Raw genomic sequence first — 23,533 nt, forward strand, 5'->3', positions numbered from 1 at the left:
TCAGGTGACCTCATTCCTCGCGCCGGACCGTGGCCCGACGACATCAACCAAAAATTGCCTGGAGATGCAGGCAGGCATCGTCATAGCGGCTCTGCTCGAAGATGCCCTGTTGCAAAAAGGATTCCAGCATTGGCCACAGTTTGATTGCCTTATCCAGCATCGGATCGCTCCCGGCTGCATAGGCACCGACGCTAATCAGATCGCGGTTGCGCTGATAGCTGGAAAGCAACTGTTTAAACTGGCGCACGCGCGCATAGTGCGCTTCATCGATCAGCGAGGTCATCGCACGACTGATTGAGGCTTCGATATCGATAGCCGGATAGTGGCCTGCCTCCGCCAGCCGCCGCGACAGCACCACGTGGCCGTCAAGAATGGCGCGCGCGGAGTCAGCGATCGGATCCTGCTGGTCATCGCCTTCGGTTAATACGGTATAGAAAGCAGTGATCGAACCGCCGCCGTCGATGCCGTTCCCGGCGCGTTCCACCAGCGCAGGCAGCTTGGCGAAAACCGAAGGCGGATAGCCTTTGGTCGCCGGCGGCTCGCCGATTGCCAGCGCAATTTCACGCTGCGCCATGGCATAGCGCGTTAATGAATCCATAATCAGCAACACGTGCTGACCGCGATCGCGGAAATCTTCAGCGATGCGCGTGGCATAAGCCGCGCCCTGCATACGCAGCAGCGGAGATACATCCGCCGGAGCGGCAATCACCACCGAGCGCGCACGCCCTTCGGTGCCAAGAATATTTTCAATAAAATCTTTAACTTCACGGCCACGCTCGCCAATCAGGCCGACCACAATCACATCGGCTTTGGTATAGCGCGCCATCATGCCGAGCAGCACCGATTTACCCACGCCGGAACCGGCAAACAGGCCCATACGCTGACCGCGGCCTACCGTCAGCAGCGCATTGATCGCGCGTACGCCGGTGTCCAGCACGTCGGTAATCGGTGTGCGCTGCAGCGGGTTAAAAGGTGGGGTAATCAAGGGGGCGCGGTAGCCGGTTTCCGGCGCGGGCAAGCCGTCCAACGGACGACCGCTGCCGTCCAGCACGCGACCGAGCAGCTGAGGACCCAGCATTAGCTGTTTTCCGCTCTGCGCGTTATCACCGCTGACGCGGGCGAATACGCGCGCGCCGGGCAAAATGCCTTCCACTTCTTCCAGCGGCATCAAAAAGAGTTTCTGACCGTTGAAGCCAACCACTTCGCTCTCAACTTCAGAAACCTGTTTACCGTCATGGCGTTCAATAACGCAGGTCGCCCCCAGCGGCAACTGCAGGCCAGTCGCCTCCAGTACCAGACCGGTGGCGCGCGTCAGGCGACCATAGCGGCGTACCTCAGGCACTTCTGCCATGCGTTTTTCAAACGCATCCAGTGAACCCAGCCAGCGTGAAAGACGAGTCGTCATTACAGCTCTCCTGGTGCCGCCAGGCGACACAGTTCATGCCAGCGTGTCGCCACGCTGGCGTCCAGATCGCCATCTTCCGCGCTCAGTTTGCAGCCGCCCGGATGCAGCGAGCTGTCAGCCAACAGACGCCAGCCATGCAGATCGAGCGTTGGGCCAAGCGTTTGTTCCACGCGCTGCAGATCGTCAGGATGAACCCGCAGCTGCGGCTTGCCGCTGAACATGGGTTCCTGCTGGATCATCTGCTGAATCTGACGCAGCAGGGCAGAGCCGTCGACCGCCGTGGCCTGGCCGATAACCTGCCGCGCCGCTTCCAGCGCCAGCTGCAGCAGACGTGAGGCGATGACGCTGTCCAGCGCTTCCAGCGTATGCTGAAATTCGGTTACCAGCTGCTGCATGCGCGCCTGAACCGGCGCCTGCTGCTGCTGAGCTTCCGCCAGCCCCTGCTGAAAACCGGCATCAAAACCCGCCTGCCTGCCTTCATTAAAGCCTTTCTGCTGGCCTTCGGCATAGCCTTGCGCATGGGCGTCAAGGCGTGCCTGGGTCTGCATCTGCTCCAGCTGCGACTGCGGCGAAAAGTCTTCGCTTTCTTCGCTGGTGTCGAAGGCGAAATCGGGCTCGGCCTGCGGCTCAGCGTCGGGCTGATCAAAGCGCGTTAGATCGTCAGGCTGCCAGCGCTGCCACGGACGGGAAGAAAAGGCATCAGACATAGGTTTCCTCGCCGCCGCCAATTACCATTTCGCCGCTTTCCGCCAGACGACGCACGATAAGCAGGATCGCTTTCTGTTCGTTTTCTACCATCGACATACGTACCGGGCCACGGTTGGCGAGGTCGTCGCGCAGAATATCGGCAGCACGCTGCGACATATTCTTGAGGAACTTCTCGCGCAGCGGCTGATCGGCGCCCTTCAGTGCAACCAGCAGCGATTCGGATTCCACTTCCTGCAGCAGGCGCTGGATGCTGCGGTCGTCCACATCCACCAGGTTTTCGAACAGGAACATTTCGTCGACAATTTTCTGCGCCAGTTCGCCATCGAACTCGCGTACCGCTTCCATAACAGCTTCTTCCTGCTGCGTTTTCATCAGGTTGATGATTTCCGCTGCGGTTCTTACGCCGCCCATCTTCGCACGCTTGAGGTTTTGACCATCCAGCAGCGAGTTGAGCACTTCGGTCAGCTCCGCCAGCGCCGCTGGCTGCACGCCGCCGAAGGTGGCGATACGCAGCATCACGTCGTGACGCAGACGATCGTCGAACTGAGCCAGGATATCCGCCGCCTGTGAACGCTTGAGATGGACCAGGATGGTGGCGATGATCTGCGGGTGTTCGTCGCGGATCAAATCGGCAGCCGCCTGCGGCTCCATAAAGTTGAGCGTTTCCATACCGGTGGTGGTTTCGCGCGTTTCCAGAATATCTTCCAGCAGCGTCGAAGCACGCTCTTCGCCCAGCGCTTTGATCAGAACCGAACGCAGATATTCGTTGGAGTTCAGGCTCAGCGCCGCGAACTGCTCGGCATCCGTCTCGAACTCACGTAGCACTTCGGCCAGCTGCTGGTGAGAAACCTGATTCATATTGGCCATGGCTGCGCTAAGGTGCTGCACTTCCCGCGTGCTGAGGTGCTTGAACACCTCAGCGGCACGGTCTTCACCGATCGTCATCAGCAGGACGGCGCTTTTTTCAGTACCGGTCAGACTCATAGTTCGTTACTCATCCATTGGCGGATCACCAGCGCCACAACGCGTGGATCGTTTTCAGACATATCGCGGATGCGCTGGCTCATGACTTCGGCGCTGACGCGATGTTTAGATTTACGTTCCTGCTCCTGATCGTCTGTGCTGAGCGAAACAGAGAAGGCTTCTTGTTCCTTACGTTGCTGCTCCAGCGCTGCCGCTTGTTCAGCCGCCTGTTTGGTCAGTTCCTGCTTACGCAGCAGGTGCGGACGAATCAGTTTGCGGTAGAGGATGAAGGCAACCAGAGCAACCAGTAACCAGCGTCCCGCGTTCATCATCTGTTCGAAGAAGGACTGCTGCTGCCAGAACGGAAGTTCGCTGACGGTATCCTCAGTCTGGGTAAACTGCGAGTTGACCACGTTGATGCTGTCGCCACGATCGCTGGAGAAGCCCATTGCTTCGCGCGTGAGATCTTCAATCTGTTTTAGCTGCTTCTCGTTCAGCGCTACCGCCTTGCCTTTATCATCGGCACGGTAGTTCACTACTACAGCAACCGACAGGCGTTTCACGCCGCCCACATTCATCTTGGTATGACGAATGGTGCGATCCAGCTCATAGTTGGTGGTTTCATCGTGATGCGTATTAGACGGCACCGGACGCGCAGCGGTGGTGGTTGTGTTAGCCGCAGCCGGATTCGCCGCATTAGCATCTGCTTTTGGCGTTTCGATCGGCGCGCTGTTCGCAGGCGCAGGCTGATTAGACAGCGCACCCGGTACGCCGCCAGGATACTGGCCGCCAATCTGCTCATTGCTACTGCTCTGACGTGAGCGAACAGCGGCATTCACCGGATCGGTATTTGGTTTGTATTGCTCTTCTGTTTGTTCACGCGTATCGAAATCGATTTGGGCGGTGACCTGTGCGTGCACATTGCCGCTGCCGACGATCGGCGCAAGGATCGCTTCAATGCGCTGCTGATAACGGCTTTCTACTTCGGTTGCATATTTCAGCTGGGCATCGTTCAGGTCACGTCCGGCCGCGTCGGAACGCGTCAGCAGGCGACCACTTTGATCGACAACCGTGACGTTGCCCGGCGGGAGACCGGCTACGCTGCTGGAAACCATATGAACGATAGCGTTGATTTGACCTTCATCCATCGCACGACCCGGCTGCAGGTTCAGCGTGACGGAGGCGGAAGGGGATTTCTGTTCGCGAACGAACAGCGTTGGTTTCGGCATCGCCAGGTGTACACGGGCGCGTTTTACCGGACCGAGTGATTCGATGGTGCGTGACAGCTCACCTTCCAGCGCACGCTGGTAGTTCACCTGCTCGCTGAACTGGCTGATACCGAACTTCTCTTTATCCAGCAGTTCAAAGCCCACGGCGCCGCCTTTTGGCAGCCCCTGCTGAGCAAGACGCAGGCGCAGCTCATGTACCTTTTCTGCCGGCACCATTAAGGCGCCGCCTTTATCTTCAAAGCGGTAAGGGATATTCATCTGAGTCAGCTGCGTCACGATTGCGCCGCCATCCTCATTTGAAAGGTTATTATAAAGGACGCTATAAGCCGGTGCTTTTGCCCACAGTACCATCGCAACAATGATGGCAGTAGCGGCGGCGGCTGCGATTATCAGCGGGATCCGCGGATTGGCGCGCAGGCGAGCAACAAGGTCATTTAAGCCTTTCTTATTTGTTGTTTCCTGAGTTGCGGTTGCATTCATGACCATTTCCTGCCTGACAGTTGACCGGACTGTGTGTTAAGTGGTGACAAAACTGACTCCCTGATACGGCTTAGAAAAGTTCCACTTCAATGGATGCCATTATTTTCCTATTCGCAAATTTCGATGGGTCAAAAAGCCATGTTTTTTGCTGTCATTTACACCCTTTGTCCTATTGACTTTGTGTTAAGTTTATTTGCACAAACTAAACGAACCGCCAATAACAACGAGGGTTAACATGGCAATCCAGGGGATAGAAAGCGTGATTCAGCAGCTGCAGCTTGGTTCGCTGCAGGCCAGTAACAGAAACACTGACAGCGTGGCGCAGGCTGATTTTTCTGCGCAGATGAAAGCGGCGCTGGACAAGATCAGCGAAACGCAAAACCACGCGCGTGCGCAGGCACAGGACTTTACGATGGGTAAACCGGGTATCGCGCTGAACGACGTAATGATCGATCTGCAGAAATCATCGGTTTCCATGCAGATGGGCATTCAGGTGCGTAATAAGCTGGTATCAGCTTATCAGGAAATCATGAATATGCAGGTGTAGTGGGCCAGGTTCAGGCCTGTTGGTTAAATCTCGCCTGGAAAAGATCTGCCTGATAATAAAAAACCCCGCAGGAGCGAGGCTTGTTGAGTTCAGTGGATTGTTACAGCAATGAGAAGTGCCATGAGCCAATGGCTTTTCGGGTCAGGATCATCACCTTTTCCTGCTCATCTATAACGACGTAGAACTGATCTTTAACTTTAAGGTTGCGTGGGAAGCCTTCATTACCGTCGTATCGTACGGTGATTTTGCCCCCAAAAACCTCAGCCTCCGCCTTTTTATCAAACTGGGGCAGGTAGATTGTTTTCTTCACTGTTTCTCCTCCTTCTGATTGCGCGTCGATGCTGTGTGGCGACGGCGCGGCGATCTGCCTGTAATGTTCGATACCGTCCTGAAGTATTCACTAAAATCTGCCGGCTGCGGCATATCGCATGTAAAAAAGAGGGAAGCGTGGAGCGGCCAGCGGGAATCGAACCCGCGTCATCAGCTTGGGAAGCTGAGGTAATGCCATTATACGATGGCCGCCTGGTGGGTCGTGCAGGGTTCGAACCTGCGACCAATTGATTAAGAGTCAACTGCTCTACCAGCTGAGCTAACGACCCAGGCGGGAAGTATCCTACCACAACATATGAGGTAAAAATTGCGTCATATCAAGGGAAGCTGTTACCTGTTACAACATGACAGCAGCAAAAGCGATCAATACATAGCCGGTAATTAAAAATGCGTTATGTTTTTGGCAGGCAGCGAGGGCACCCAACAAGAGCGGGCACATCATCAGGTTTCTACTAAGCTAAAGATATTCTTATCAGCTGTATCACCTTCATTATGGCAAGGGGGATGTGATGTCTGAAGATAGAGAAGTTAAAAACGTCGTGGCAAGCAAGATGCGCGATATGGATTTGGTTTATCTCACTAATATAGTAAATGCGGTCGGCGGATCTTTTGGGATTACCCTTTTCCTGAAAGGCACGGTGATCAGCGGCTTAATGATTTCTGGTAAAGAGTACTACTCAACGCTGGCTGAAAACTTAGCACAGGTGGGAGATATCGGTGAAAACCTGGCGGAACATTTTGCGCGGGTCGCGGATGATGTATACACCCCCGTTTCTGAAAGCGAATCTATCCCGGCAAACTTTATCCATATGAAAGATCTGAGAATTAAATCAGGTAACGGCGAGTTTGATGAAATGCACAATGCCCTGCTACGGCTAAAAATCGAAGAGATAGATGGCCACATTGTGGGTAACGTCTCTTAGCATGCTGTTATGTTTATCAGGCCGCCTGCGGGCGGTTTTTTGTTGCCGCAAGCCACGGGGGGGGCGCGTTTTGGACATGGGATAAACAATCATAGGGTTTTATAATTGATAGCAATAATTAAATGAAATAAGTAAGAATAATTAGCAATCTTTTATCGTGAGCGCTATTTTTTATTACATTAATAAGAAAATTACGAACGCTGAATAATAATTGGGTGGAGGTTTTTAGCCATCGTCAATTCTCAGGGGAATTTTTTATAAGGTGATCTACTTGATGAAAATAATAATCTGTCTGAAATTTCATCATTTTCCGCTATCTGTGATGCCAGGGGAAATCTGATTTTAAGCACTATTATATTGAATAAGTGAATTAGGGATAAAACTGCGTTTTTATTCTTGATTTCGATCATTTTATCAACATCAGGCAATGGCTAATAATAGCGCTCTTTAATAAGCATGACAGTTTGTTCTTATTGTTGGTTTTTATTTGCACAGCAAAATACCAGGGTTATTTATGAGTAGAATGATTTCAGATTGGTCGCCAGAGCGTATCAGGTCATTACTTAGCTGGATTGAAAAAAGAACGCCTGAAACGGTAACGCTTAATGCTAATGATTTTTCCTCTTTAATGCTTTATTGCGAACAGCTGCACAGTCATGATAGCAGCACGCTGCTGCTGGAGAATGAAAAACTCAAGAAAACCATTGCCGCACAGGCGCGAAAAATAGAACAGATTAGCCAGTCGCCAGCGAAGGCGAAACGCCTGGCTGTTGCTATCGCAACGATACACAGCTATGCGGATCAAGCGTTAAAATCTGGTCGGGTGAAGATGTAGCCTTAATAACGTACAGGGCTTAAAATCCACTCTTGAGTCATTCCCGTTATGCATTCGCTCGCAGAGCCAGGCGGTATCAGCTCTGCGATGCCCCAATTTTGTGTCACTATTATTTGCTGAATGGCGGAATAATTAACGCTAATAATGGATGTTAATCACGATGGCGGGATAAATTCGGGGCTTTCAGAAAGTACCAAATCCACCTCCATATGCGCTTATTTTAAGGAGGAGTTATGCATAAAAATCAAGCAGGTCTGGCCGTTATCGCTATATTGCTCTGCGGATGCAGCACACCCTATTCACTGCCGGGAAAGGGCGTTACCGACACCACTCAGGCGATTTACCGGTGTGATGATGGGCAACGGCTTGAGGTCACCTATTTTAACAACCAGCCCAACGCACTTGCAGTAATAAAGAAGGGCGGCGGTCCTGAAATAGTGATGGCTAATGTAATATCAGGCAGTGGGGCGAAATATAACGGTAATATCTGGCAGTGGTGGAGCAAAGGCCGAAGCGGTATTTTTAGCGACCTGATGAAGGATACCACTACGGAATGTCAGGCAATTGCTGAATAGTGATCGTTACCTTTTTCAGCAGGTTTTCGCGTAGTTTTTATCTTGGGCCGCCGGGGCTCTGCTAATCTTTAAGGGAAAGAGATGAGGGGAGCAAATACATGAACAAACGTATACTTTTTGCCATTTTAGCGGTTGCGTTTTTAGCTGGTGCTATTCTTCGTTTTATGGCCGGCGGCATGGCTTTTGGCGTCATGTTTTTAATCCTTGCGGCAGCTTCCGCCTGGTTTAGTATTAAAGCGAAGCGGGAATAAAACGCCCGCTGCCATTCAGGTTACTTTTTGTGCGGCGTAGCAGAGAATATTAATAAAATAAAGCAAGGCAGCATTATTTTTTCTATACGTTTCTTTACATATCGCTGCGCTTAGCACCCACAAGCGCTGCGCTTATTATTTCATACCGCACAGTAAAACAATTCAAAATAACGCTTGCGCTCAATTAGGTTCCATGAGTAAATGACGCATCGGTTTGGAAGTCAGACCTTATGAAAGCAGTTTTAGTAAAGCAGTCCTCATTTAAAGCGTTATCTTAGATACCCTTCTTCTTGAGCCTCTTCTAAGTGCCCAGTAAGTATTCTCTGCAATACAGACCTTGTATGCCACGCTAGCTGGCTCACCAATTAAGAAGGAAGTTACTATGTCTAACAAAATGACTGGTTTAGTAAAATGGTTTAACGCTGAGAAAGGTTTCGGCTTCATTTCTCCGGAAGATGGCAGCAAAGATGTATTCGTACATTTCTCTGCAATCCAGAGCAACGATTTCAAAACCCTTGATGAAGGCCAGAAAGTAGAGTTCTCTATCGAGAACGGTGCTAAAGGTCCGTCAGCAACTAACGTTGTTGCGCTGTAAGGCGTTTTAGCCTGTATCAAGCCTTGCGATAGCGATGAGGGTTTTAACCTGAGCAGCAAAGGGCGTGATAAAGGCAAAAGCTTCGGTCTGCTGACCGGGGCAATCTTTCAAAAGCGGCTGATTTATCAGCACGTATTTTGAATAAAAGGCTCACTTCGGTGGGCTTTTTTTATGCCTGAAAATCAGATGTGCCCGCAAAGTGTTATCAACCGGGCCACGTTAAAGCACATAAAAGGCGGTCAGCAAAAGCCCGGTGTAAAGGCAGTTCGGGACAAACGACAGGCCAGACGCATTAACTGTGACCGCATCGACAAGAGATAAATTTCTTGCCCGATTATCTACGGCCACCGCCTACACTTATTAAGCCCCTGTCGGGTTACTGGAGGTTAAAATGTCAGAGCGTCCTGATGTAAATGATCCGTTAGAAGATGATGAGCCCGTACCGCAAACGCCGGACGAAATCGCTGACGACGATGACGATGCCGATCCGCTGGAAGATGATGACGATGAAGGCCAGGATCCCAGTACGGTAATCTAGTCAAAAAAAACCGCCCCAAAGGGCGGTTTCTTTATCTGACAGACAGGTTATTCCGCTACCAGCCACATATCCGCTTCATCAAACATCTCTTCAACAATGCGGATAATAATCGATTTATCGCTTTTGCTGGCGTCGCTTTCAATGGCGTTACGCTGCATAGCCTTAGCTTTTACCTCTGCATCCGGGAAAGTGCGATGAATTCTTTTTTGCAGCTCTTCCAGAATAAGTTCATGCGCGCCAGGTAGCCCGGCAACGTTGCGCTTGTCATAAATCAGTTCAACAAACATGGGTAGCAATCCTCTTGATTCGGCACCGCTCGAAGCATCCGTTATCATACTGGATATGCAAACAGTATCAAATGCATTTTTTAACGCGCACATCAGAAATCATTATTCTGGTTGCTTTACGTATTGTCTTATACAACTTGCACCATTTGCGTGGTAGTTTCGTTCGCAAAACTAAAAGGGGATCACCATGAAACACCTTGTCATCGATATTTTGATGAAACTGGCAAAAATGGATGTGGAAGCCAAAGAACTTACAGCGCAGGTGGAGGCACAATCACTGCTGGTTGCCGCGCTGTTGTTAACTGCCGGGAAAGAAGGATCTGACAGCATCGAAAAGAACATTAGCAACGCCATACTGGCTGCTTCGCGGGCATCGCCCGATGTGATCCAGTCTGATATCGATTTGCTTTTAACGCACATTAACCGTTTGCTGGCGGTAACGCGCTATATTGATGAAGACGTGGTAGAGCGAAGTTAAAACAACCTCTGAAGGTGTTGATCCAGCGACATCTTCAGAGGCAGTACGATGCACGCTTGCAAAGTTTGGCGTGATTCTGTTACCGGAAAGGTCAGATAAAAATCCTTCTCTACAATCTTATCTGCTGCTAATCCGACGGTGCGGCATCGTTATTGACGCATTTTACGATAAATTATTTAGCCCTTATAAATCATTTTTCTGGCAAAACTCTTCCCACGTCATCCCCAGTGCTGCCGCGTGCTCTTGCAGATAGGCTTCGATTGCCTGAATCGCTACTTCTTTATCAGGTTCCGCCAGCTGAATAGAAAACAGAATGGCATCCTGATTTTTAGCCCGCAGAAACGCGGCATAAAACCGATCCGCCTGCATACTGCGATACTGTGCCAGCGACATATTAAACCCGTCTGCTTCTTCCTGCGTCAGGCCATCAAGGGCAGCCTGAAAGTCAGGATGGGCTGACAAAAACATTGAACGGGCGATAGCATAATACTCTTGAGGCGTTTTCATGGGCGTAACCTGTAAATAAAGATGGTGTTAAGTGTAACCTGAGGCGACGCAGCTGTCAGGCGATCGCCATTTAACCGCCGCAAAGTTACTCACTGCCCGGGCGGGGTGGGGAAAAATGTCCTTAATCACCTGCATTAACCTGACTGATGCGCAAGTTTCTTGCGCTGGCAGGGGGAAAAATTATAACGTAGCCGCCATCAAATGAAGTTTAGGGAGCCAGAATGAAAAAGTGGATGCTGTTGGGCGCGCTGGCGCTGACGGGCTGTGCACAGATCAATCAATACCAGCAGGCGGTAAAAACACCTGCTCCGGCCAATCTGCAAGGTTACTGGCAAACTATCGGGCCGCAGAGCGGGTTGATTAGCGATCGCGCTATGGGAAGCCTGATTATTACTGCCGAGGGAGATACGCTGGATTGTCGTCAGTGGCAGCGGGTCATCGCAAAACCAGGCAAGCTAACGCTGCTGAATGGAAAATACGTAAACGTTAACAGGCAGCTGCGCGTTATGCCGCTGGAGCTTGAGGGCAGTGAGTTACATTACGACAAACTGACGCTGAAGAAAGTCCAGCAGCCCACGATTGAATGCCAACAAGCGCTGGAGCAGGTTGCGCTTCAGCCAAATGCGGCGGTTATCCAGAACATTGAGCCGCAGAATATGCGTGCTGTTTTTGCCACGCAGCCCGCTAAACGGCAGCCGTAAAAAAGGCGATGACACGCAAGCGCGTGTCATCTGTTAACTTTTTTCGCCCAGGCTTCGATCCGTCACCCTCATTTACAGGTCGGAAGGGTGCAGGACATTACCGGAAAAACGGCTATAGGCGGAGGTGACGTTTTTCTGCTGATTACCCTGATTAACCAGTGAGCGTAGCTCATCCATCCGATTAATCAGCAAATCTTTAATCAGCTTTTCATTATCCAGCAGCTGTTTCAGCAATGGACGAATTTGCGTCTGCATCGCAGCGGGCAGGGGAGTACCTGCTGCTGCCTGCGTCACGCTTTCCACCGCCTGGATATAACCTACTTCATGACCGATCAGCTCATCCCATTGACTCTGCTTCGCCAGCGTCAACATGGTATTACTGAGCATCAGCAACTGCTGATAACGACGAAGCAAATCAACATTAGCTGACATCATCAGGCTTCCTGGGTAGCTTGCGCATTCGGACCGATCTCTTTCCAGGCATCGGCAATATTGGTTAGTAGCCTTTCCACTTCGCTAATAGCCTCCGGATCATTATGCAGGTTGGCATGCAGCAAACGGCGGGTCATATAGTCATACAAACCGTCGAGATTCGCTGCAATTTCGCCACCAGCCTCATGATTCAGGCCGGCACGCAAACCATTGGTGATAATGTTGATGGCTTTAGAGAGCGCCTGACCTTTACCGGGAATGTCGCCCTGATCCATCAAAATGGCCGCTTTTTTCATGGCGCTTAACGCGCCATCAAATAGCAATACCACCAGCTGATGCGGAGTGGCGCTCATCACGGCACTTTCAACGCCAACCTGGGCGTAGGCCTGGATTCCCGATTTTGCGTACATTTTAATCCTCTGGTTATTTATTCATCGCACTGAACTGTTGGGTCAGATAGTTCCCGGTCTGCGTCATCGATGAGACTAAGGTGCTTAAACTGGTAAATTGTGTTTTATAGCGTGCCATCGTCGCCTCAATCTGCTTGGTGACGCGATCATACTGTTCGGACAGGCGTTTCAGCGTAGTATTAATGCCGTCTTCCGCACGCTGGATTGAGCCGTCAGACGCCAGGATAGACTTTAACTGGGCGCTAACTTGTGTTGCGAAACCGGTAGTGCTGCCGTCGCCTGACAGGAACGTCGCTACGCTGGTCGCTTTTTCATCCAGCGCCTTGTTCAGCTTATCGCTATCTACCGTCAGTTTGCCGTTAATATCCTGCGTCACGCCAATTTGCGACAGCAGCGTAAAATCGCCGCCGGCCTGCGAGGTGGAGAGCGTTGAACGCAGGCGCGTCTGGATATTACGCAGCGTGCCGTCGCCCAACAGATCGCCATTGCTGGTATTTTGAGCGCCGTTGCCCTGATCAACCGCAGTATATTTAGTCTGGTTAGAGATGGTGGTTTGCAGTGAGTTGTAGGCATCAACGTAAGCCTGCACCGCATCAACCATCGGCTGGTTATCTTTTTCCACCGTCAGCGTTTCCGGGCTACCGGCGTTGGTTTTCGTCAGCGTCAGGGTGACCCCTTCTGGCGCATCGGTAATAGTATTGCTGCTGCGCGTGATCGCCACGCCGTTGATCGTCAGCTGAGCGTCGGCGGCAGCGACCTGTTGAGTCATCCCATTGGTCGTCGCAGCTTTGTCATAGCCAAGGTACTGTGCCAGCGAGCTGTCGTCGGTGGTGATCGTCATCTCATTAGCGGTGCCGGTATCGCGTGAAGTCAGCGACAGATAATAGGTATTGTCGTCAGACTTGATAATGCTGGCGGTAACACTGCCCTGTTGCTGGTTAATTGCGTCGCGAATATCCGCCAGGCTGGTTTTATCCTGCGTCAGCGTCACGGTCATCGGCTTTTCCTGACCGCTTTGCGCAATAGTAATCGTGCGCGAAGCCATCGCGCTGTCACCGAGATCCGTATCTTTGCTGGTGGCAGATTTAGAGAGCAGCGACTGTGCTTTAGCCAACGCTGTGACTTCCACCGAATAGTTGCCTGCCGTCGCGCTGTTAGCCAGCGTTGCGCTAAAAGCGGTGTTAGTGCTGCTGACCTTGGTTGACGCGATGCTGGAGGTATCCTTCAGCTTATCAGCAGCGGTCTGCAATTTTGACAGCGATGTTTGCACGATGCCCCAGGCCGTCAGCTTCGCTTTATAGGAACTCTGCTGGGTGGTGATCGGGGTCAGGCGTGTTTTTTCTGATGTCTCCAGGCTGTCATACAATGATTGCAGATCGAGGCTGGTTCCCGCACCGAGAGAGCTAACACTTGCCATGTTGTAATCCTTCGTTGGTTGACTATCACTGGAGAGGGTATCGGCAGCGTCTGGTAAAAGCTTAGCCCTGGATAAAAAAATCAATGGGCAGATAAAAAGCCCTTCTTTATTGCACTTCCGGCTTTTACCCGTTTGCGAATTTTTTGAAAATTTTTCTAAAGGTTGTTTTAGCGCTGACGATAATGAGGTTGACGGTGATGAAGCCGTAGAACAGATGCCTGAATCTGAACCATTTTTTAAAGGAAAAACATCATGGCAGTAATTAATACTAACACCCTGTCGCTGATGACTCAGAACAACCTGAGCAAATCTCAGTCTTCTCTGGGCACCGCGATCGAGCGCCTGTCTTCTGGCCTGCGTATCAATAGCGCAAAAGATGACGCAGCAGGTCAGGCGATCGCTAACCGCTTCACCTCTAACATCAACGGTCTTGGCGTGGCAGCACGTAACGCTAACGACGGTATCTCTCTGGCGCAGACCGCTGAAGGCGCGCTGAGCGAAATCAACAACAACCTGCAGCGCGTACGTGACCTGACCGTTCAGGCGCAGAACAGCTCCAACTCTGCTTCTGACATCGACTCTATCCAGGCTGAAGTTAACCAGCGTATGGAAGAAATCGATCGCGTAACCAAGCAGACTGACTTTAACGGCATCAAAGTGCTGAACACCGGTTCTGGCTCAAGCAGCTACAGCTTCCAGGTAGGTTCTAAAGATGATGAAACTATCTCTATCAGCCTGAGCTCAAGCAACGACTACAACCTGTTCAACACCTCCAGCGCGACGGGTGATGTTTCTTCTCAGACCATCAACGGCAACGCACGTACCACCAATGCTGAAGGCTTTGACGTTCTGAGCGGCACCGTGACTTCTGGCGGCGGCACCGACGGTAACCCGCTGGCAGACATCGATAAGGCCATCAAAGCGGTTGACAACCAGCGCAGCCTGCTGGGTGCGTCTCAGAACCGTTTTGAGTCCACCATCACTAACCTGAACAACACGGTAAACAACCTGTCAGCAGCCCGCAGCCGTATTCAGGATTCTGACTACGCAACGGAAGTGTCTAACATGTCCCGCGCGCAGATCCTGCAGCAGGCTGGCAGCTCCGTACTGGCTCAGGCCAACCAGGTTCCGCAGACCATGCTGTCCCTGCTGCGTTAATTGTTATCAATTACGCATCCGACAACGCCCTCATTACGAGGGCGTTTTTTTTAGCGGTTGATTATCGTTTACCTGCATTAATTAATTTAGCGAAGTTGCAAAAAAAACCTAAAGTCCTGCTTAACGTTGTCGATAACATTTATGACGGTGATGAAGCCGCAGGCCAAATGCCGAACCCTAATTTAACTTAAAGGATACTTATCATGGCAGTTATTAATACTAACACTCTGTCGCTGATGACTCAGAACAACCTGAGCAAATCTCAGTCTTCTCTGGGCACCGCGATCGAGCGCCTGTCTTCTGGCCTGCGTATCAACAGTGCAAAAGATGACGCTGCTGGTCAGGCGATCGCTAACCGCTTCACCTCCAACATCAACGGTCTTGGCGTGGCAGCACGTAACGCTAACGACGGTATCTCTCTGGCGCAGACCGCTGAAGGCGCGCTGAGCGAAATCAACAACAACCTGCAGCGCGTACGTGACCTGACCGTTCAGGCGCAGAACAGCTCCAACTCTGCTTCTGACATCGACTCCATCCAGGCTGAAGTTAACCAGCGTATGGAAGAGATCAACCGCGTAACCGAGCAGACTGACTTTAACGGCATCAAAGTACTGAACACCGGTTCTGGTTCAAGCAGCTACAGCTTCCAGGTTGGCGCTAAAGATGGCGAAACCATCGCTATCAGCCTGAGCTCAAGCAACGACTACAACCTGAACAACGCTTCTGGTACAACGTCTCAGACTTCTGGCCAGACCATCAACGGTAACGCTCGTGTTACTGAAGCGAAAGGCTTTGACGTTCTGAGCGGTACTGTGACTTCTGGCGGCACCACCGACGGCGCTCCGCTGGCAGACATCGATAAGGCCATCAAAGCGGTTGACAACCAGCGCAGCCTGCTGGGTGCGTCTCAGAACCGTTTTGAGTCCACCATCACTAACCTGAACAACACGGTAAACAACCTGTCAGCAGCCCGCAGCCGTATTCAGGATTCTGACTACGCAACGGAAGTGTCTAACATGTCCCGCGCGCAGATCCTGCAGCAGGCTGGCAGCTCCGTACTGGCTCAGGCCAACCAGGTTCCGCAGACCATGCTGTCCCTGCTGCGTTAATTGTTATCAATTACGCATCCGACAACGCCCTCATACGAGGGCGTTTTTTTTTGCCTAATCGGCAAAACTAAGCGCTTTTAAGGGGGTTAATCTGCCCCTCATCTTGCCCTCTGCTGCTTGACAATAGATCGTCACCGGTAACCTGTGCTGCCCTGGCCCACAGGAAAACCGTCGTTAATTAAGAGGATGTCAGATGAGCAGGCTATTAATCAGCATCGATCGTTTTGAAGCGTATTCGCTGCATAACAACGAAATACTCGACATTATTGATGCGTTGCTGTCGCAGGGATGGCAGATCGATATCGTTGCCCACAGCGCAGGCAAGGCGCTGGCTGGCGAACTGATGCGGTTGACGCAAAGCGGCGCTTTCCGCCTGATTACGGATAAGCAGGGCGCGCTGGCCGACAGTTATACGCTCATCTGGATCTATAAAGGATTTTTCAGCGGTAAATTGCTGGAGGCGATCAGCGAGCTATCCGCCAGCGCGCCGGTTATTTTCCGCCACTTCAGCGACTACAACGATCTCTATATTCCCTACGGCGTGACGCTGGAAAATCAGCTCGCTTCACGCACGTTATCGCTGTCGCCGCTGGTCACTGAACGCCTGTTAGCCACCGGCGTTGCGCCGCAGCAGTTACACCCACTGCCTTATACCGTCGCACCCGTTTTCGCCGCTTATCAACCTACCCGTATTTTATCTACGCTGCAGCGGGTGCTTTACGTAGCGCCAGAAATGTCAGCGGAAATGTATGAAGTTCAGCAGCGGCTCAGCGCGGCAGGTATTCAGCTGGAATGGTTTGATAACAGCCAGCCGGTCAGCCGCATTCAGCCTGACTGGCTGGAGAAGTATGATGTGGTTATCGGCAGCGAAGAGATTGCGCCTAAAGCGCTGGCGCTGGGGATCCCGCTGTTTCTCGCAGCTGGCGGCTATGTGGAAGGCTACCTTGGCGCAGAGAATATTGCCCGCTGGGAAGGTGAGCACTTTACGGCGGTCAACCTGCGATCCTGTCCGGATGCTGATGAGTGGCTTGAGCTGCTGATGCAAGGATTTACGGCGGCAGCAAAATGGTCACGCCAACAGCAGGCGGCGCACCAGCAGAAATGGAGCATCTCCTCTCTGCTTGAGGCGCTGATCAGCGCGCCGCTGGTCGCTAAGAGCTGGAAGGCGGATGAAAAATCCCTTTATGCGCTGCGTTTTCATAGCCAGACGGTACTGGCTGCGGCGGATAACAAAAACTACTCCATGGAGCGCTGGCTGGAAGATCGCCGCATCAGCGATACGCGTCGTCAGGCACTGCAGGCGTTTGTACAGTCACTGCCGGAAAGCGGCAGCATTGGCGTGGCTATTATCGATGAGCAGGGCGACAGTGCCCGATCTCAACGTTCGCTTGCTTCGGTGATGCAGCAGTCATGGCCGCCGGTGAGTATCGATATTTTCAGCGTGGCTGATTTAACCCTGGCAGAAGGCGAGGTCGCCCGCTGCGCACTGGGCTGGCCAGCTGAGCTCAACCGATTAATAAATCACTCATCCGCTGAAGCATTGCTGGTGTTGTCGGCAGGCGACGAGCTGTTGCCGGATGCGCTGCTATTGCTGGCGGAGCAGCGCTTACGTCAGCCCGCAACGCCATTCTGGTATATGGATGAAATGTATAGCGACGGTATCAGCGAGCCCGACGTGGTGCTGCGACCCGATGTGAATATCGATCTGTTACGCAGTACACCTTATATCGGGCGCACACTGCTGTTCAGTCGCCCAACGGCGCAGGCGCTGGGTGCCTTATCTGCGGATTATCCGCATCTCGGCCTGTTCGATCTGCTGTGGCGAGCCGTGGAACAGCAGGGCGCTGGCGCGCTGGGTCATCTGCCGGAAGTGCTGGTAAAAAGCAACGATCGCATCAGGGAGTGGGCGGAGCGGGAAGAGGTGCGGGATGAATATCAACGGATGGTAGCCGCGCATCTGCAACGGCTGGGCATTGCGGCCACGCTGGAGCCGGGGCTGACGCCGACAACGCAACGGGTGCGCTACCGTTGGGAAAGCCAGCCGCTGGTTTCAATCATCATTCCCACGCGCGATCATTTTGCGTTGTTAAAAGCCTGTATTGAAAGCCTGATGGAGAGTACGCGCTATCAACGTTATGAATTATTAATTGTTGATAATCAGTCAACTGACCAGCAGGCTTGCCGCTTTCTGAATGACCTGCAGGCGCTGGGCGTAGAACAGATCCGCGTGCTGCGCTACGACGCGCCGTTTAACTATGCGGCGATCAATAACGCTGCCGCAGAACAGGCACGCGGCGACCTGCTGCTGTTTTTAAATAATGACTGTCAAATCATCGAGGGCGAATGGCTTGATGCGCTGCTGGAACAGGCGTTAAGGCCGGAAATCGCGCTGGTGGGAGGACGTCTGGAGTTTCAGGATGGTCGCGTACAGCACGGCGGCTATCTGCTGGGCGTCCGCAACGGTGTGGATAGCCCATGGGAAGGGGCGGCGAATGAGAGTCAAGGCTATCACGGCTATCTGAAAACCGCGCATAACCTGACCGCCGTTAGCGCCGCCTGCATGATGGTACGCAGGGAGGTCTTTTTCAGCCTTGGCGGCTTCGACGCAGAACGCTATCCGCTCTATTTTGCCGATGTGGATTTAGGGCTGCGGGCCGTTCAGCAGGGTTATCTTAATGTCTGGACGCCCTGGGCGCGCGTCAGGCATATGGGCGGCGCAACGCGGCTGCTGGCGGAAAAATTTCAGGTGCAGGAACGTCCATTACTGCCGGACTACGCCACGCTGCGCGCTCAATGGAAAGGCGCGCTGCTGAATGATGCCAGCTATCATCCGCGTATGCAGCGCATGGGCAAAGCTTTTAGCGTAGGGCCGGGTACGGCACGCTTTCAGCCGCCGTTACCGGGGCGACCGCTGCCGGTGATCCTGGCAAACCATGTGAACTGGCAGGGCTGCGGCCATCATCGCGTCGTTCAGCCGTTTAAAGCGCTGGAAAGCAATTTGCTGGCAGAAGGCGGTCTGATCCACGGTATTCCCGGCGTGATGGAAGCCGCACAGCTGCAGCCCGATGTGATCCTGCTGGAACTGCTGAGCGGCAGCCGCTTCCCGGCCATCATGGCGCAGTATCGCGAGGTGTGCGATGCCAAAATCGTGGTGGAATATGATGATTATCTGCTGAATGTGCCGTTGAAAAACGGCAGCCGCAAACACTTCCCCCAAAATATGGTGAAAAACCTGCGCAAGGTGATGGAAAGCGCTGACTGGATTGTCGTCTCGACTGCGCCGCTGGCTGAAGCCTATAGCCGTTTCCATCACGATATTCGCATTGCGCAGAACCGTCTTGCCGAAGGGCAATGGGGACATCTGCTTAGCGAGCGCGGTACGGGGCGCAAAGTGCGTATCGGCTGGGCTGGCGGCAGCTCGCACGCGGGCGACCTGGAAATATTATTACCGATCATCAAAGCGCTGGAAGGCGAGGTGGAGTGGGTGTTTATGGGCATGAAGCCGCGCGGCATCCAGTGTGAGTTCCATCCGGGCGTACCTTTTGAGATGTACCCGGAAAAACTGGCCAGCCTGAATCTGGATTTGGCGTTAGTGCCGCTGGAAATTAATCAGTTCAACGAATGTAAAAGTAACCTGCGGCTGCTGGAGATCGGCACCTGTGGGGTGCCAATCATCGCCACCGACATTGAACCTTATCGTTGCGGTCTGCCGGTAACGCTGGTTGAGAACCGTTTCAAAGACTGGATGGCGGCGATACGCGCGCATCTAAACGATATGGCAGCAACCCGCCGTCAGGGCGATGCGCTACGCGAAGCGATCCACCAGCAATGGTATTTGCGCGGCAGCGGTCTGGATGACTGGCAGCAGGCGTGGCTTACGCCGCAGTAATTTACCTGCGGGTGCCATAACCGACACCCGTCAATACTGCACAGTGCTGCGCCGGATTAACCGTGTCGGTTTTTTCTTTTTAGCGGGCGCAATGGTTTCTTCCCGCTGAGTTTTTTGAACGAAAGACCGACGTCTTTGAACGTCGGTTACCACAACCTGCTGAGAATATTATGCAATCGCTCACCTTCCCTTATTTGATTATGGCACCGGACTATCGTGAATCTTCCCAGGGGATTCAGGTCATGCATCAGCTTGGTCATATGATTAACCAGCAGGGCGGGAAGGCCTGGATGGTGGGCTGCACGGTTAATCCGCAATGGAATACGCCGCGCCTGGATGAAGAGAGCTGGCATGCAATCATCCACAGCGGTCAGCCCTATATCGCCGTATATCCAGAAGTTACCTCGGGGAATCCGCTTTCCGCGCCGGTATGCGTGCGCTATATGCTTAATCGCGAAGGCGTGATTATGAAAAATCGTCTTGAAGAGGGGCCGGACGATCTCTTCTTTTGGTATCGCAAAGAGTTTGCTGAGAAAGCGGTTAATCCAGACATTCTGCGTATTGAAAGCTTTGACCTGGATCTGTTCTGCGACGATAACCCCGATAAGGATCGCGATCTGCTCTATCTCAACCGCGTGCCTGAATCAGCGGTAGATTTTTCGCTGCTGCCGCCGGGTATCCAGATCCTTTCTATGCGTAACCCGCTGTCGCTACAGGAACTGGCGGCAGTGTTGAAGCGCACGCGCGTACTCTATTCGTATGAATCCTCCGGCACCTGTGCGCTGGCGATTCTGTGTGGAAGCCCGGTGGTGGCGCTGACGGCACCCGGATATGAACAGTACGCGATTACCCCGGATACCTTAAAGGATAACGGCGGTGCCGGTTTTAGCTGGGATCCCTCTCCCGAAGCCATTGCCGGGGTGCGCCGTGATCTGTACAAGGTGCGTGACTATTTTTTGTCTCAGCGGGCCGAAAGCGATCGGCAACTACAGCATTTTCTTCACCAAACTCAACGGCAGGCGCAAAAGGTAGCTGATGAACGGCAGCAGCGTTCACTACCCGTCTGGCTGATGCAGCGCACGCTAACGCCTGGTGAGCGCGAGCGACTTGAGCTTCAGCCGGTCGCGGGTCGCCGGTTATTGATTGTTATCCATCAGGATAATGAAACGGTTGATGCCGTAAGCAAAACGCTGGAGACATTACTGCCGCAGCTGCGTCAGCTAACCGGCAGTCGGGTGTTGCTGGTTAGCGACAGCGCGCTTCCGCTTAGCGACGATCCGCTGGTTCAACAGAGTACAGCTTCCGCCTGGATGGCGATGGTGGCGGAGCTGTCACAGCAGCAGGCGTTTGACTGGCTACAATCTGTGCCAGCCGGGACGCAATACAGCGCGCAGGGGCTGCTGCTGGCAAGCGATGCGCTTGGCAGCCTGGACAATCTGGCGATCGTTTACGCTGATGAGATGCTGCTGCTGGCGGATGGCGAGATGTCTCCCCATTTCAAGCCGGACTTTAACCTCGATCTCTTCTTAAGCGCACCACGGCTTTATCTGCAACGTGCTTTCTTCCAGCGCGACGCATTGATCTCGACCGGCGGTTTTGATACCGGTTTCCCGCACAGCTTTGAACTGGACGCGGTGCTTAAAATGATCGCGCAATATGATATCGGCGCGATTGGTCATTTGACCGAGACGGTGACGCTGGTGCCGGCGGCCGCCTGTGAGTTTGACGCATCGCCGGAGCAGCAGGCGCTGTTACGCGGTTACCTGCATCAGCGCGGCTATCTGCAAGGCACAGTAGAGGGCCAGCCGGGGAAACCCTGGCGTTTGCAGTATGATTTACAGCCTGCGTTTTCTCTGTCAGCGATTCTGCTGGCCGGCGATAACCTGGCGCAGCTACAGCGCTGCCTGACGACCTTTTTTGAGCAGACGCGGTGGGCAAATTATGAATTACTGATCGTGACGCAGCCGCAGACGCCGCAGGATATCACCCTTTGGCTACAGCAGTTGGCAGGCGGTAATCTTCCGGTACGCCTGATTAATGTGACGGAGGATCGATCCACGCTTTGCATCAATGCTGCTGCCGCTGAAGCGCAGGGCGAGTACCTGCTGCTGCTCGATGCAAACTCGGTTTTTGTGATGTCGAACTGGCTGAACGCGCTGGCCAGCGATGCGTTGCGCCCGGAGGTAGGCTGCGTGGCACCGCAGATAATCAACTTTGAGCAACAGCTGCTTTCCGCGGGCTATATTCTTGGTGTTAATGGCCTGGCCTTTCCCGTGGGTTATGGCGAGCGGTGGGGTAGCGGCGGACATCTGTCACGTCTGCACAGTTCGACTCACTGCGCGGCGCTTTCATCGCACTGCCTGCTTATCCGCCGCAGCGTCTGGCAGCATATTGGCGGTTTCGATCCTCAGTTCACATTGCCGCTGCTGGCGGAAATCGATTTCTGTTTGCAAGTGGCGCAGGCGGGCCTGCTGCTGGTCTGCACCCCTTACAGCCTGATCGCCAGCGAGGCGACCATTAGCGGCTATCCCGCTCGTTTTTTACCACAGCCTTCATTGGAGCTGGATGGTTTTTATCAACGCTGGCTGCCGGCTCTGGCTCAGGATGCGACTTATCACTGCGCCTACAGCCTGACCGAACGGCTTTTCGCGCCGGATACGCAGCTTACCGCCCGCTGGCGTCCACTCCGGCATTACGGCATCCCTTACATCGTGGTCATACAAGATGGCGCGATGGATAGCTATGCGCAGCGGCTGGTGGAAACGCTGCATACGCTGTCACAGCGTGGCCGATTCTATTTCACGCTGCTCACCACCGCGCCTTCCGCGCCGGAACTGCTGCGTCTGCAGGCTGACTGTATCGTACTGAGCGGCGAAGTGAATGAAGCAACCCGCCGTACAATCGCGCAGGTGAAAGCCAGTCACGGTGTTCGGGTGGCTTACCTTGCCGACAGCAGAATGATGGCCCGCAGCCTGAAGCCGCTGCTACAGCAGGAATTTATCGATAGCTGGCTGGTTTACAGCCGCGCGCAGGCTGATTGGTTCAATAAGCGACATAAAAAGGCCGTTATTCTGCCCAATGTTCTGACGGCGCAGTGGCAAGATAAATCATCGGGGAAAGCAAACGGTGCAACACGACGCGTGCTTTGCGCCACCTGTTTGCTGACAGAAAAAGAGCGCCAGCTTATCGCACCAGCGATAGCACAGAGCGCAGCGGTATTTGACTGGATCATTTTGGGCGATTGTCCCACTGACTGGCTGCCCTTCGTACGTGAAACGCACCGCTGTAGCGATGGGGCACGCATGATGGCGCAGCTTGCCGGTTTATCGGTGGAGTTTGCCGTTCTGCCGCGCAGCAACGGTGATGAAAACCGCTTTAAGGATAGCTTCATTTTGTTGCAGTTAGCCTCTCTGGGCATTCCGGCGCTCTGTAGTGATGTCCCGTCGCTGGCGAGTGAGCTCCCCACATGGCGGGTAAAGAACAGTGTGGAAGCCTGGCGCCTGGCGCTGGATCAGCGTCGCGATGCGCCAGCGGAAAGCGGGCAAATGGCGGCGGCTTTCCCGGCGTGGTTTGCCCGTCGGTATAGCAGCGCAGAAGCCATGGAAACGCTTTTTCTGCAGGCGCTAACGCTAACAGGAAAAGAATAATAACGGTCAATAGATTAACGCTCAGTCTGAGCCTCATGCGTCCGAAGGCGGACAACGTGCGGGGCTGGCAACAGCCAGCCAACGGGCGGCAGTAGCCGTGATACTGGAAGCGGAATTAA

23 protein-coding genes and 2 tRNA genes are annotated in these 23,533 nt (G+C 53.2%); 13 read left to right on the forward strand and 12 right to left on the reverse strand.

What is annotated here, in order from left to right:
* Positions 1–43: 43 nt before the first annotated feature.
* The 4 genes from fliI to fliF are packed head-to-tail and all read right to left on the reverse strand — an operon-like array spanning position 44 to position 4,785.
* Positions 44–1,405 carry a flagellar protein export ATPase FliI gene (gene fliI, locus ACQE32_RS03205; protein WP_426972141.1) on the reverse strand — a complete coding sequence of 454 codons (1,362 nt, stop codon included), beginning with the start codon at positions 1,403–1,405 and terminating at the stop codon, positions 44–46.
* Positions 1,405–2,112, reverse strand: coding sequence for a flagellar assembly protein FliH (gene fliH, locus ACQE32_RS03210; RefSeq protein ID WP_426972143.1), 708 nt, complete (start codon positions 2,110–2,112; stop codon positions 1,405–1,407). The genes fliI and fliH overlap by 1 nt, the downstream gene beginning before the upstream one ends.
* On the reverse strand, positions 2,105–3,097 hold the full coding sequence (fliG, locus tag ACQE32_RS03215) for a flagellar motor switch protein FliG (RefSeq protein WP_426972144.1): 993 nt from the start codon (positions 3,095–3,097) through the stop codon (positions 2,105–2,107). Before fliG ends, fliH begins: the two co-directional genes overlap by 8 nt.
* A complete protein-coding gene (fliF, locus tag ACQE32_RS03220) occupies positions 3,094–4,785 on the reverse strand; it encodes a flagellar basal-body MS-ring/collar protein FliF (RefSeq protein WP_426972145.1) in 1,692 nt (563 codons plus the stop codon). Before fliF ends, fliG begins: the two co-directional genes overlap by 4 nt.
* Before the next feature lie 235 nt (positions 4,786–5,020).
* On the opposite strand from fliF, the gene fliE reads away from it, so the two are divergent.
* On the forward strand, positions 5,021–5,332 hold the full coding sequence (fliE, locus tag ACQE32_RS03225) for a flagellar hook-basal body complex protein FliE (protein WP_085071304.1): 312 nt from the start codon (positions 5,021–5,023) through the stop codon (positions 5,330–5,332).
* A 100-nt stretch (positions 5,333–5,432) separates the two neighbouring features.
* Here fliE and ACQE32_RS03230 read toward each other — a convergent pair whose 3' ends face one another.
* From ACQE32_RS03230 to ACQE32_RS03240, 3 genes are all read right to left on the reverse strand, one after another.
* Positions 5,433–5,642: a hypothetical protein gene (locus tag ACQE32_RS03230; RefSeq protein ID WP_085071375.1), complete on the reverse strand. Its 210-nt coding sequence runs from the start codon at positions 5,640–5,642 to the stop codon at positions 5,433–5,435.
* A gap of 138 nt (positions 5,643–5,780) precedes the next feature.
* Positions 5,781–5,854: transfer RNA gene (locus ACQE32_RS03235), tRNA-Gly, on the reverse strand.
* Position 5,855: 1 nt separating this feature from the next.
* Positions 5,856–5,931: transfer RNA gene (locus ACQE32_RS03240), tRNA-Lys, on the reverse strand.
* Positions 5,932–6,171: 240 nt separating this feature from the next.
* On the opposite strand from ACQE32_RS03240, the gene ACQE32_RS03245 reads away from it, so the two are divergent.
* The 6 genes from ACQE32_RS03245 (at position 6,172) to ACQE32_RS03270 (ending at position 9,379) form a co-directional block, all read left to right on the forward strand.
* Positions 6,172–6,585, forward strand: a complete 414-nt coding sequence (locus ACQE32_RS03245) for a gas vesicle protein (protein WP_426972150.1) — start codon at positions 6,172–6,174, stop codon at positions 6,583–6,585.
* 514 nt (positions 6,586–7,099) lie between these two features.
* Positions 7,100–7,420 (forward strand): hypothetical protein, encoded by a 321-nt coding sequence (locus tag ACQE32_RS03250; RefSeq protein ID WP_427021333.1) that lies wholly within the window; start codon positions 7,100–7,102, stop codon positions 7,418–7,420.
* Positions 7,421–7,653: 233 nt separating this feature from the next.
* Positions 7,654–7,995 (forward strand): MliC family protein, encoded by a 342-nt coding sequence (locus tag ACQE32_RS03255; protein ID WP_427021334.1) that lies wholly within the window; start codon positions 7,654–7,656, stop codon positions 7,993–7,995.
* A gap of 98 nt (positions 7,996–8,093) precedes the next feature.
* Positions 8,094–8,246: a hypothetical protein gene (locus ACQE32_RS03260; protein ID WP_250650216.1), complete on the forward strand. Its 153-nt coding sequence runs from the start codon at positions 8,094–8,096 to the stop codon at positions 8,244–8,246.
* Positions 8,247–8,628: 382 nt separating this feature from the next.
* Positions 8,629–8,841, forward strand: a complete 213-nt coding sequence (gene cspE, locus ACQE32_RS03265; RefSeq protein ID WP_085071379.1) for a transcription antiterminator/RNA stability regulator CspE — start codon at positions 8,629–8,631, stop codon at positions 8,839–8,841.
* 391 nt (positions 8,842–9,232) lie between these two features.
* Positions 9,233–9,379 carry a hypothetical protein gene (locus ACQE32_RS03270; RefSeq protein WP_167373296.1) on the forward strand — a complete coding sequence of 49 codons (147 nt, stop codon included), beginning with the start codon at positions 9,233–9,235 and terminating at the stop codon, positions 9,377–9,379.
* A gap of 47 nt (positions 9,380–9,426) precedes the next feature.
* Here the strand turns inward: ACQE32_RS03270 and ACQE32_RS03275 are convergent, their stop codons facing one another.
* Positions 9,427–9,666: a DinI-like family protein gene (locus ACQE32_RS03275; protein WP_038625468.1), complete on the reverse strand. Its 240-nt coding sequence runs from the start codon at positions 9,664–9,666 to the stop codon at positions 9,427–9,429.
* A 187-nt stretch (positions 9,667–9,853) separates the two neighbouring features.
* Between ACQE32_RS03275 and iraP the strand changes: the two genes are divergently transcribed.
* Positions 9,854–10,144: an anti-adapter protein IraP gene (gene iraP / locus ACQE32_RS03280; RefSeq protein ID WP_085071380.1), complete on the forward strand. Its 291-nt coding sequence runs from the start codon at positions 9,854–9,856 to the stop codon at positions 10,142–10,144.
* A gap of 183 nt (positions 10,145–10,327) precedes the next feature.
* On the opposite strand, the gene ACQE32_RS03285 is transcribed toward iraP, so the two are convergent.
* Positions 10,328–10,651, reverse strand: a complete 324-nt coding sequence (locus tag ACQE32_RS03285; protein ID WP_250650215.1) for a DUF6388 family protein — start codon at positions 10,649–10,651, stop codon at positions 10,328–10,330.
* A 221-nt stretch (positions 10,652–10,872) separates the two neighbouring features.
* Between ACQE32_RS03285 and yedD the strand changes: the two genes are divergently transcribed.
* On the forward strand, positions 10,873–11,352 hold the full coding sequence (yedD, locus tag ACQE32_RS03290) for a lipoprotein YedD (RefSeq protein WP_426972157.1): 480 nt from the start codon (positions 10,873–10,875) through the stop codon (positions 11,350–11,352).
* A 72-nt stretch (positions 11,353–11,424) separates the two neighbouring features.
* Here the strand turns inward: yedD and fliT are convergent, their stop codons facing one another.
* The 3 genes from fliT to fliD are packed head-to-tail and all read right to left on the reverse strand — an operon-like array spanning position 11,425 to position 13,611.
* The gene (gene fliT, locus ACQE32_RS03295) at positions 11,425–11,787 is read right to left on the reverse strand and encodes a flagella biosynthesis regulatory protein FliT (protein ID WP_426980861.1); all 363 of its coding nucleotides are present in this window, start codon (positions 11,785–11,787) and stop codon (positions 11,425–11,427) included.
* Positions 11,787–12,194, reverse strand: a complete 408-nt coding sequence (gene fliS, locus ACQE32_RS03300) for a flagellar export chaperone FliS (RefSeq protein ID WP_250650212.1) — start codon at positions 12,192–12,194, stop codon at positions 11,787–11,789. The genes fliT and fliS overlap by 1 nt, the downstream gene beginning before the upstream one ends.
* Before the next feature lie 13 nt (positions 12,195–12,207).
* Positions 12,208–13,611: a flagellar filament capping protein FliD gene (fliD, locus tag ACQE32_RS03305; protein ID WP_427021335.1), complete on the reverse strand. Its 1,404-nt coding sequence runs from the start codon at positions 13,609–13,611 to the stop codon at positions 12,208–12,210.
* A 252-nt stretch (positions 13,612–13,863) separates the two neighbouring features.
* Between fliD and ACQE32_RS03310 the strand changes: the two genes are divergently transcribed.
* The 4 genes from ACQE32_RS03310 (at position 13,864) to ACQE32_RS03325 (ending at position 23,414) form a co-directional block, all read left to right on the forward strand.
* On the forward strand, positions 13,864–14,769 hold the full coding sequence (locus tag ACQE32_RS03310) for a flagellin (protein ID WP_426972162.1): 906 nt from the start codon (positions 13,864–13,866) through the stop codon (positions 14,767–14,769).
* Positions 14,770–14,972: 203 nt separating this feature from the next.
* Entirely contained in the window at positions 14,973–15,878 is a 906-nt protein-coding gene (locus ACQE32_RS03315; protein ID WP_426972164.1) for a flagellin, read from the forward strand.
* Positions 15,879–16,071: 193 nt separating this feature from the next.
* Positions 16,072–19,767 carry a glycosyltransferase gene (locus tag ACQE32_RS03320; protein WP_427021336.1) on the forward strand — a complete coding sequence of 1,232 codons (3,696 nt, stop codon included), beginning with the start codon at positions 16,072–16,074 and terminating at the stop codon, positions 19,765–19,767.
* 170 nt (positions 19,768–19,937) lie between these two features.
* Entirely contained in the window at positions 19,938–23,414 is a 3,477-nt protein-coding gene (locus ACQE32_RS03325; RefSeq protein WP_427021337.1) for a glycosyltransferase family 2 protein, read from the forward strand.
* Positions 23,415–23,533 lie beyond the last annotated feature (119 nt).

Source organism: Pantoea sp. FN0302 (genome assembly GCF_050113775.1).
In the GTDB taxonomy this organism is placed as follows: domain Bacteria; phylum Pseudomonadota; class Gammaproteobacteria; order Enterobacterales; family Enterobacteriaceae; genus Mixta; species Mixta alhagi.

Excerpts from the sequence above, each read along its gene's own strand:
- fliI (WP_426972141.1), bottom strand. The coding sequence starts at position 1,405 with ATGACGACTCGTCTTTCACGCTGGCTGGGTTCACTGGATGCGTTTGAA.
- fliH (WP_426972143.1), bottom strand. The coding sequence starts at position 2,112 with ATGTCTGATGCCTTTTCTTCCCGTCCGTGGCAGCGCTGGCAGCCTGAC.
- fliG (WP_426972144.1), bottom strand. The coding sequence starts at position 3,097 with ATGAGTCTGACCGGTACTGAAAAAAGCGCCGTCCTGCTGATGACGATC.
- fliF (WP_426972145.1), bottom strand. The coding sequence starts at position 4,785 with ATGAATGCAACCGCAACTCAGGAAACAACAAATAAGAAAGGCTTAAAT.
- fliE (WP_085071304.1), top strand. The coding sequence starts at position 5,021 with ATGGCAATCCAGGGGATAGAAAGCGTGATTCAGCAGCTGCAGCTTGGT.
- ACQE32_RS03245 (WP_426972150.1), top strand. The coding sequence starts at position 6,172 with ATGTCTGAAGATAGAGAAGTTAAAAACGTCGTGGCAAGCAAGATGCGC.
- ACQE32_RS03250 (WP_427021333.1), top strand. The coding sequence starts at position 7,100 with ATGAGTAGAATGATTTCAGATTGGTCGCCAGAGCGTATCAGGTCATTA.
- ACQE32_RS03255 (WP_427021334.1), top strand. The coding sequence starts at position 7,654 with ATGCATAAAAATCAAGCAGGTCTGGCCGTTATCGCTATATTGCTCTGC.
- ACQE32_RS03260 (WP_250650216.1), top strand. The coding sequence starts at position 8,094 with ATGAACAAACGTATACTTTTTGCCATTTTAGCGGTTGCGTTTTTAGCT.
- cspE (WP_085071379.1), top strand. The coding sequence starts at position 8,629 with ATGTCTAACAAAATGACTGGTTTAGTAAAATGGTTTAACGCTGAGAAA.
- ACQE32_RS03270 (WP_167373296.1), top strand. The coding sequence starts at position 9,233 with ATGTCAGAGCGTCCTGATGTAAATGATCCGTTAGAAGATGATGAGCCC.
- ACQE32_RS03275 (WP_038625468.1), bottom strand. The coding sequence starts at position 9,666 with ATGTTTGTTGAACTGATTTATGACAAGCGCAACGTTGCCGGGCTACCT.
- iraP (WP_085071380.1), top strand. The coding sequence starts at position 9,854 with ATGAAACACCTTGTCATCGATATTTTGATGAAACTGGCAAAAATGGAT.
- ACQE32_RS03285 (WP_250650215.1), bottom strand. The coding sequence starts at position 10,651 with ATGAAAACGCCTCAAGAGTATTATGCTATCGCCCGTTCAATGTTTTTG.
- yedD (WP_426972157.1), top strand. The coding sequence starts at position 10,873 with ATGAAAAAGTGGATGCTGTTGGGCGCGCTGGCGCTGACGGGCTGTGCA.
- fliT (WP_426980861.1), bottom strand. The coding sequence starts at position 11,787 with ATGATGTCAGCTAATGTTGATTTGCTTCGTCGTTATCAGCAGTTGCTG.
- fliS (WP_250650212.1), bottom strand. The coding sequence starts at position 12,194 with ATGTACGCAAAATCGGGAATCCAGGCCTACGCCCAGGTTGGCGTTGAA.
- fliD (WP_427021335.1), bottom strand. The coding sequence starts at position 13,611 with ATGGCAAGTGTTAGCTCTCTCGGTGCGGGAACCAGCCTCGATCTGCAA.
- ACQE32_RS03310 (WP_426972162.1), top strand. The coding sequence starts at position 13,864 with ATGGCAGTAATTAATACTAACACCCTGTCGCTGATGACTCAGAACAAC.
- ACQE32_RS03315 (WP_426972164.1), top strand. The coding sequence starts at position 14,973 with ATGGCAGTTATTAATACTAACACTCTGTCGCTGATGACTCAGAACAAC.
- ACQE32_RS03320 (WP_427021336.1), top strand. The coding sequence starts at position 16,072 with ATGAGCAGGCTATTAATCAGCATCGATCGTTTTGAAGCGTATTCGCTG.
- ACQE32_RS03325 (WP_427021337.1), top strand. The coding sequence starts at position 19,938 with ATGCAATCGCTCACCTTCCCTTATTTGATTATGGCACCGGACTATCGT.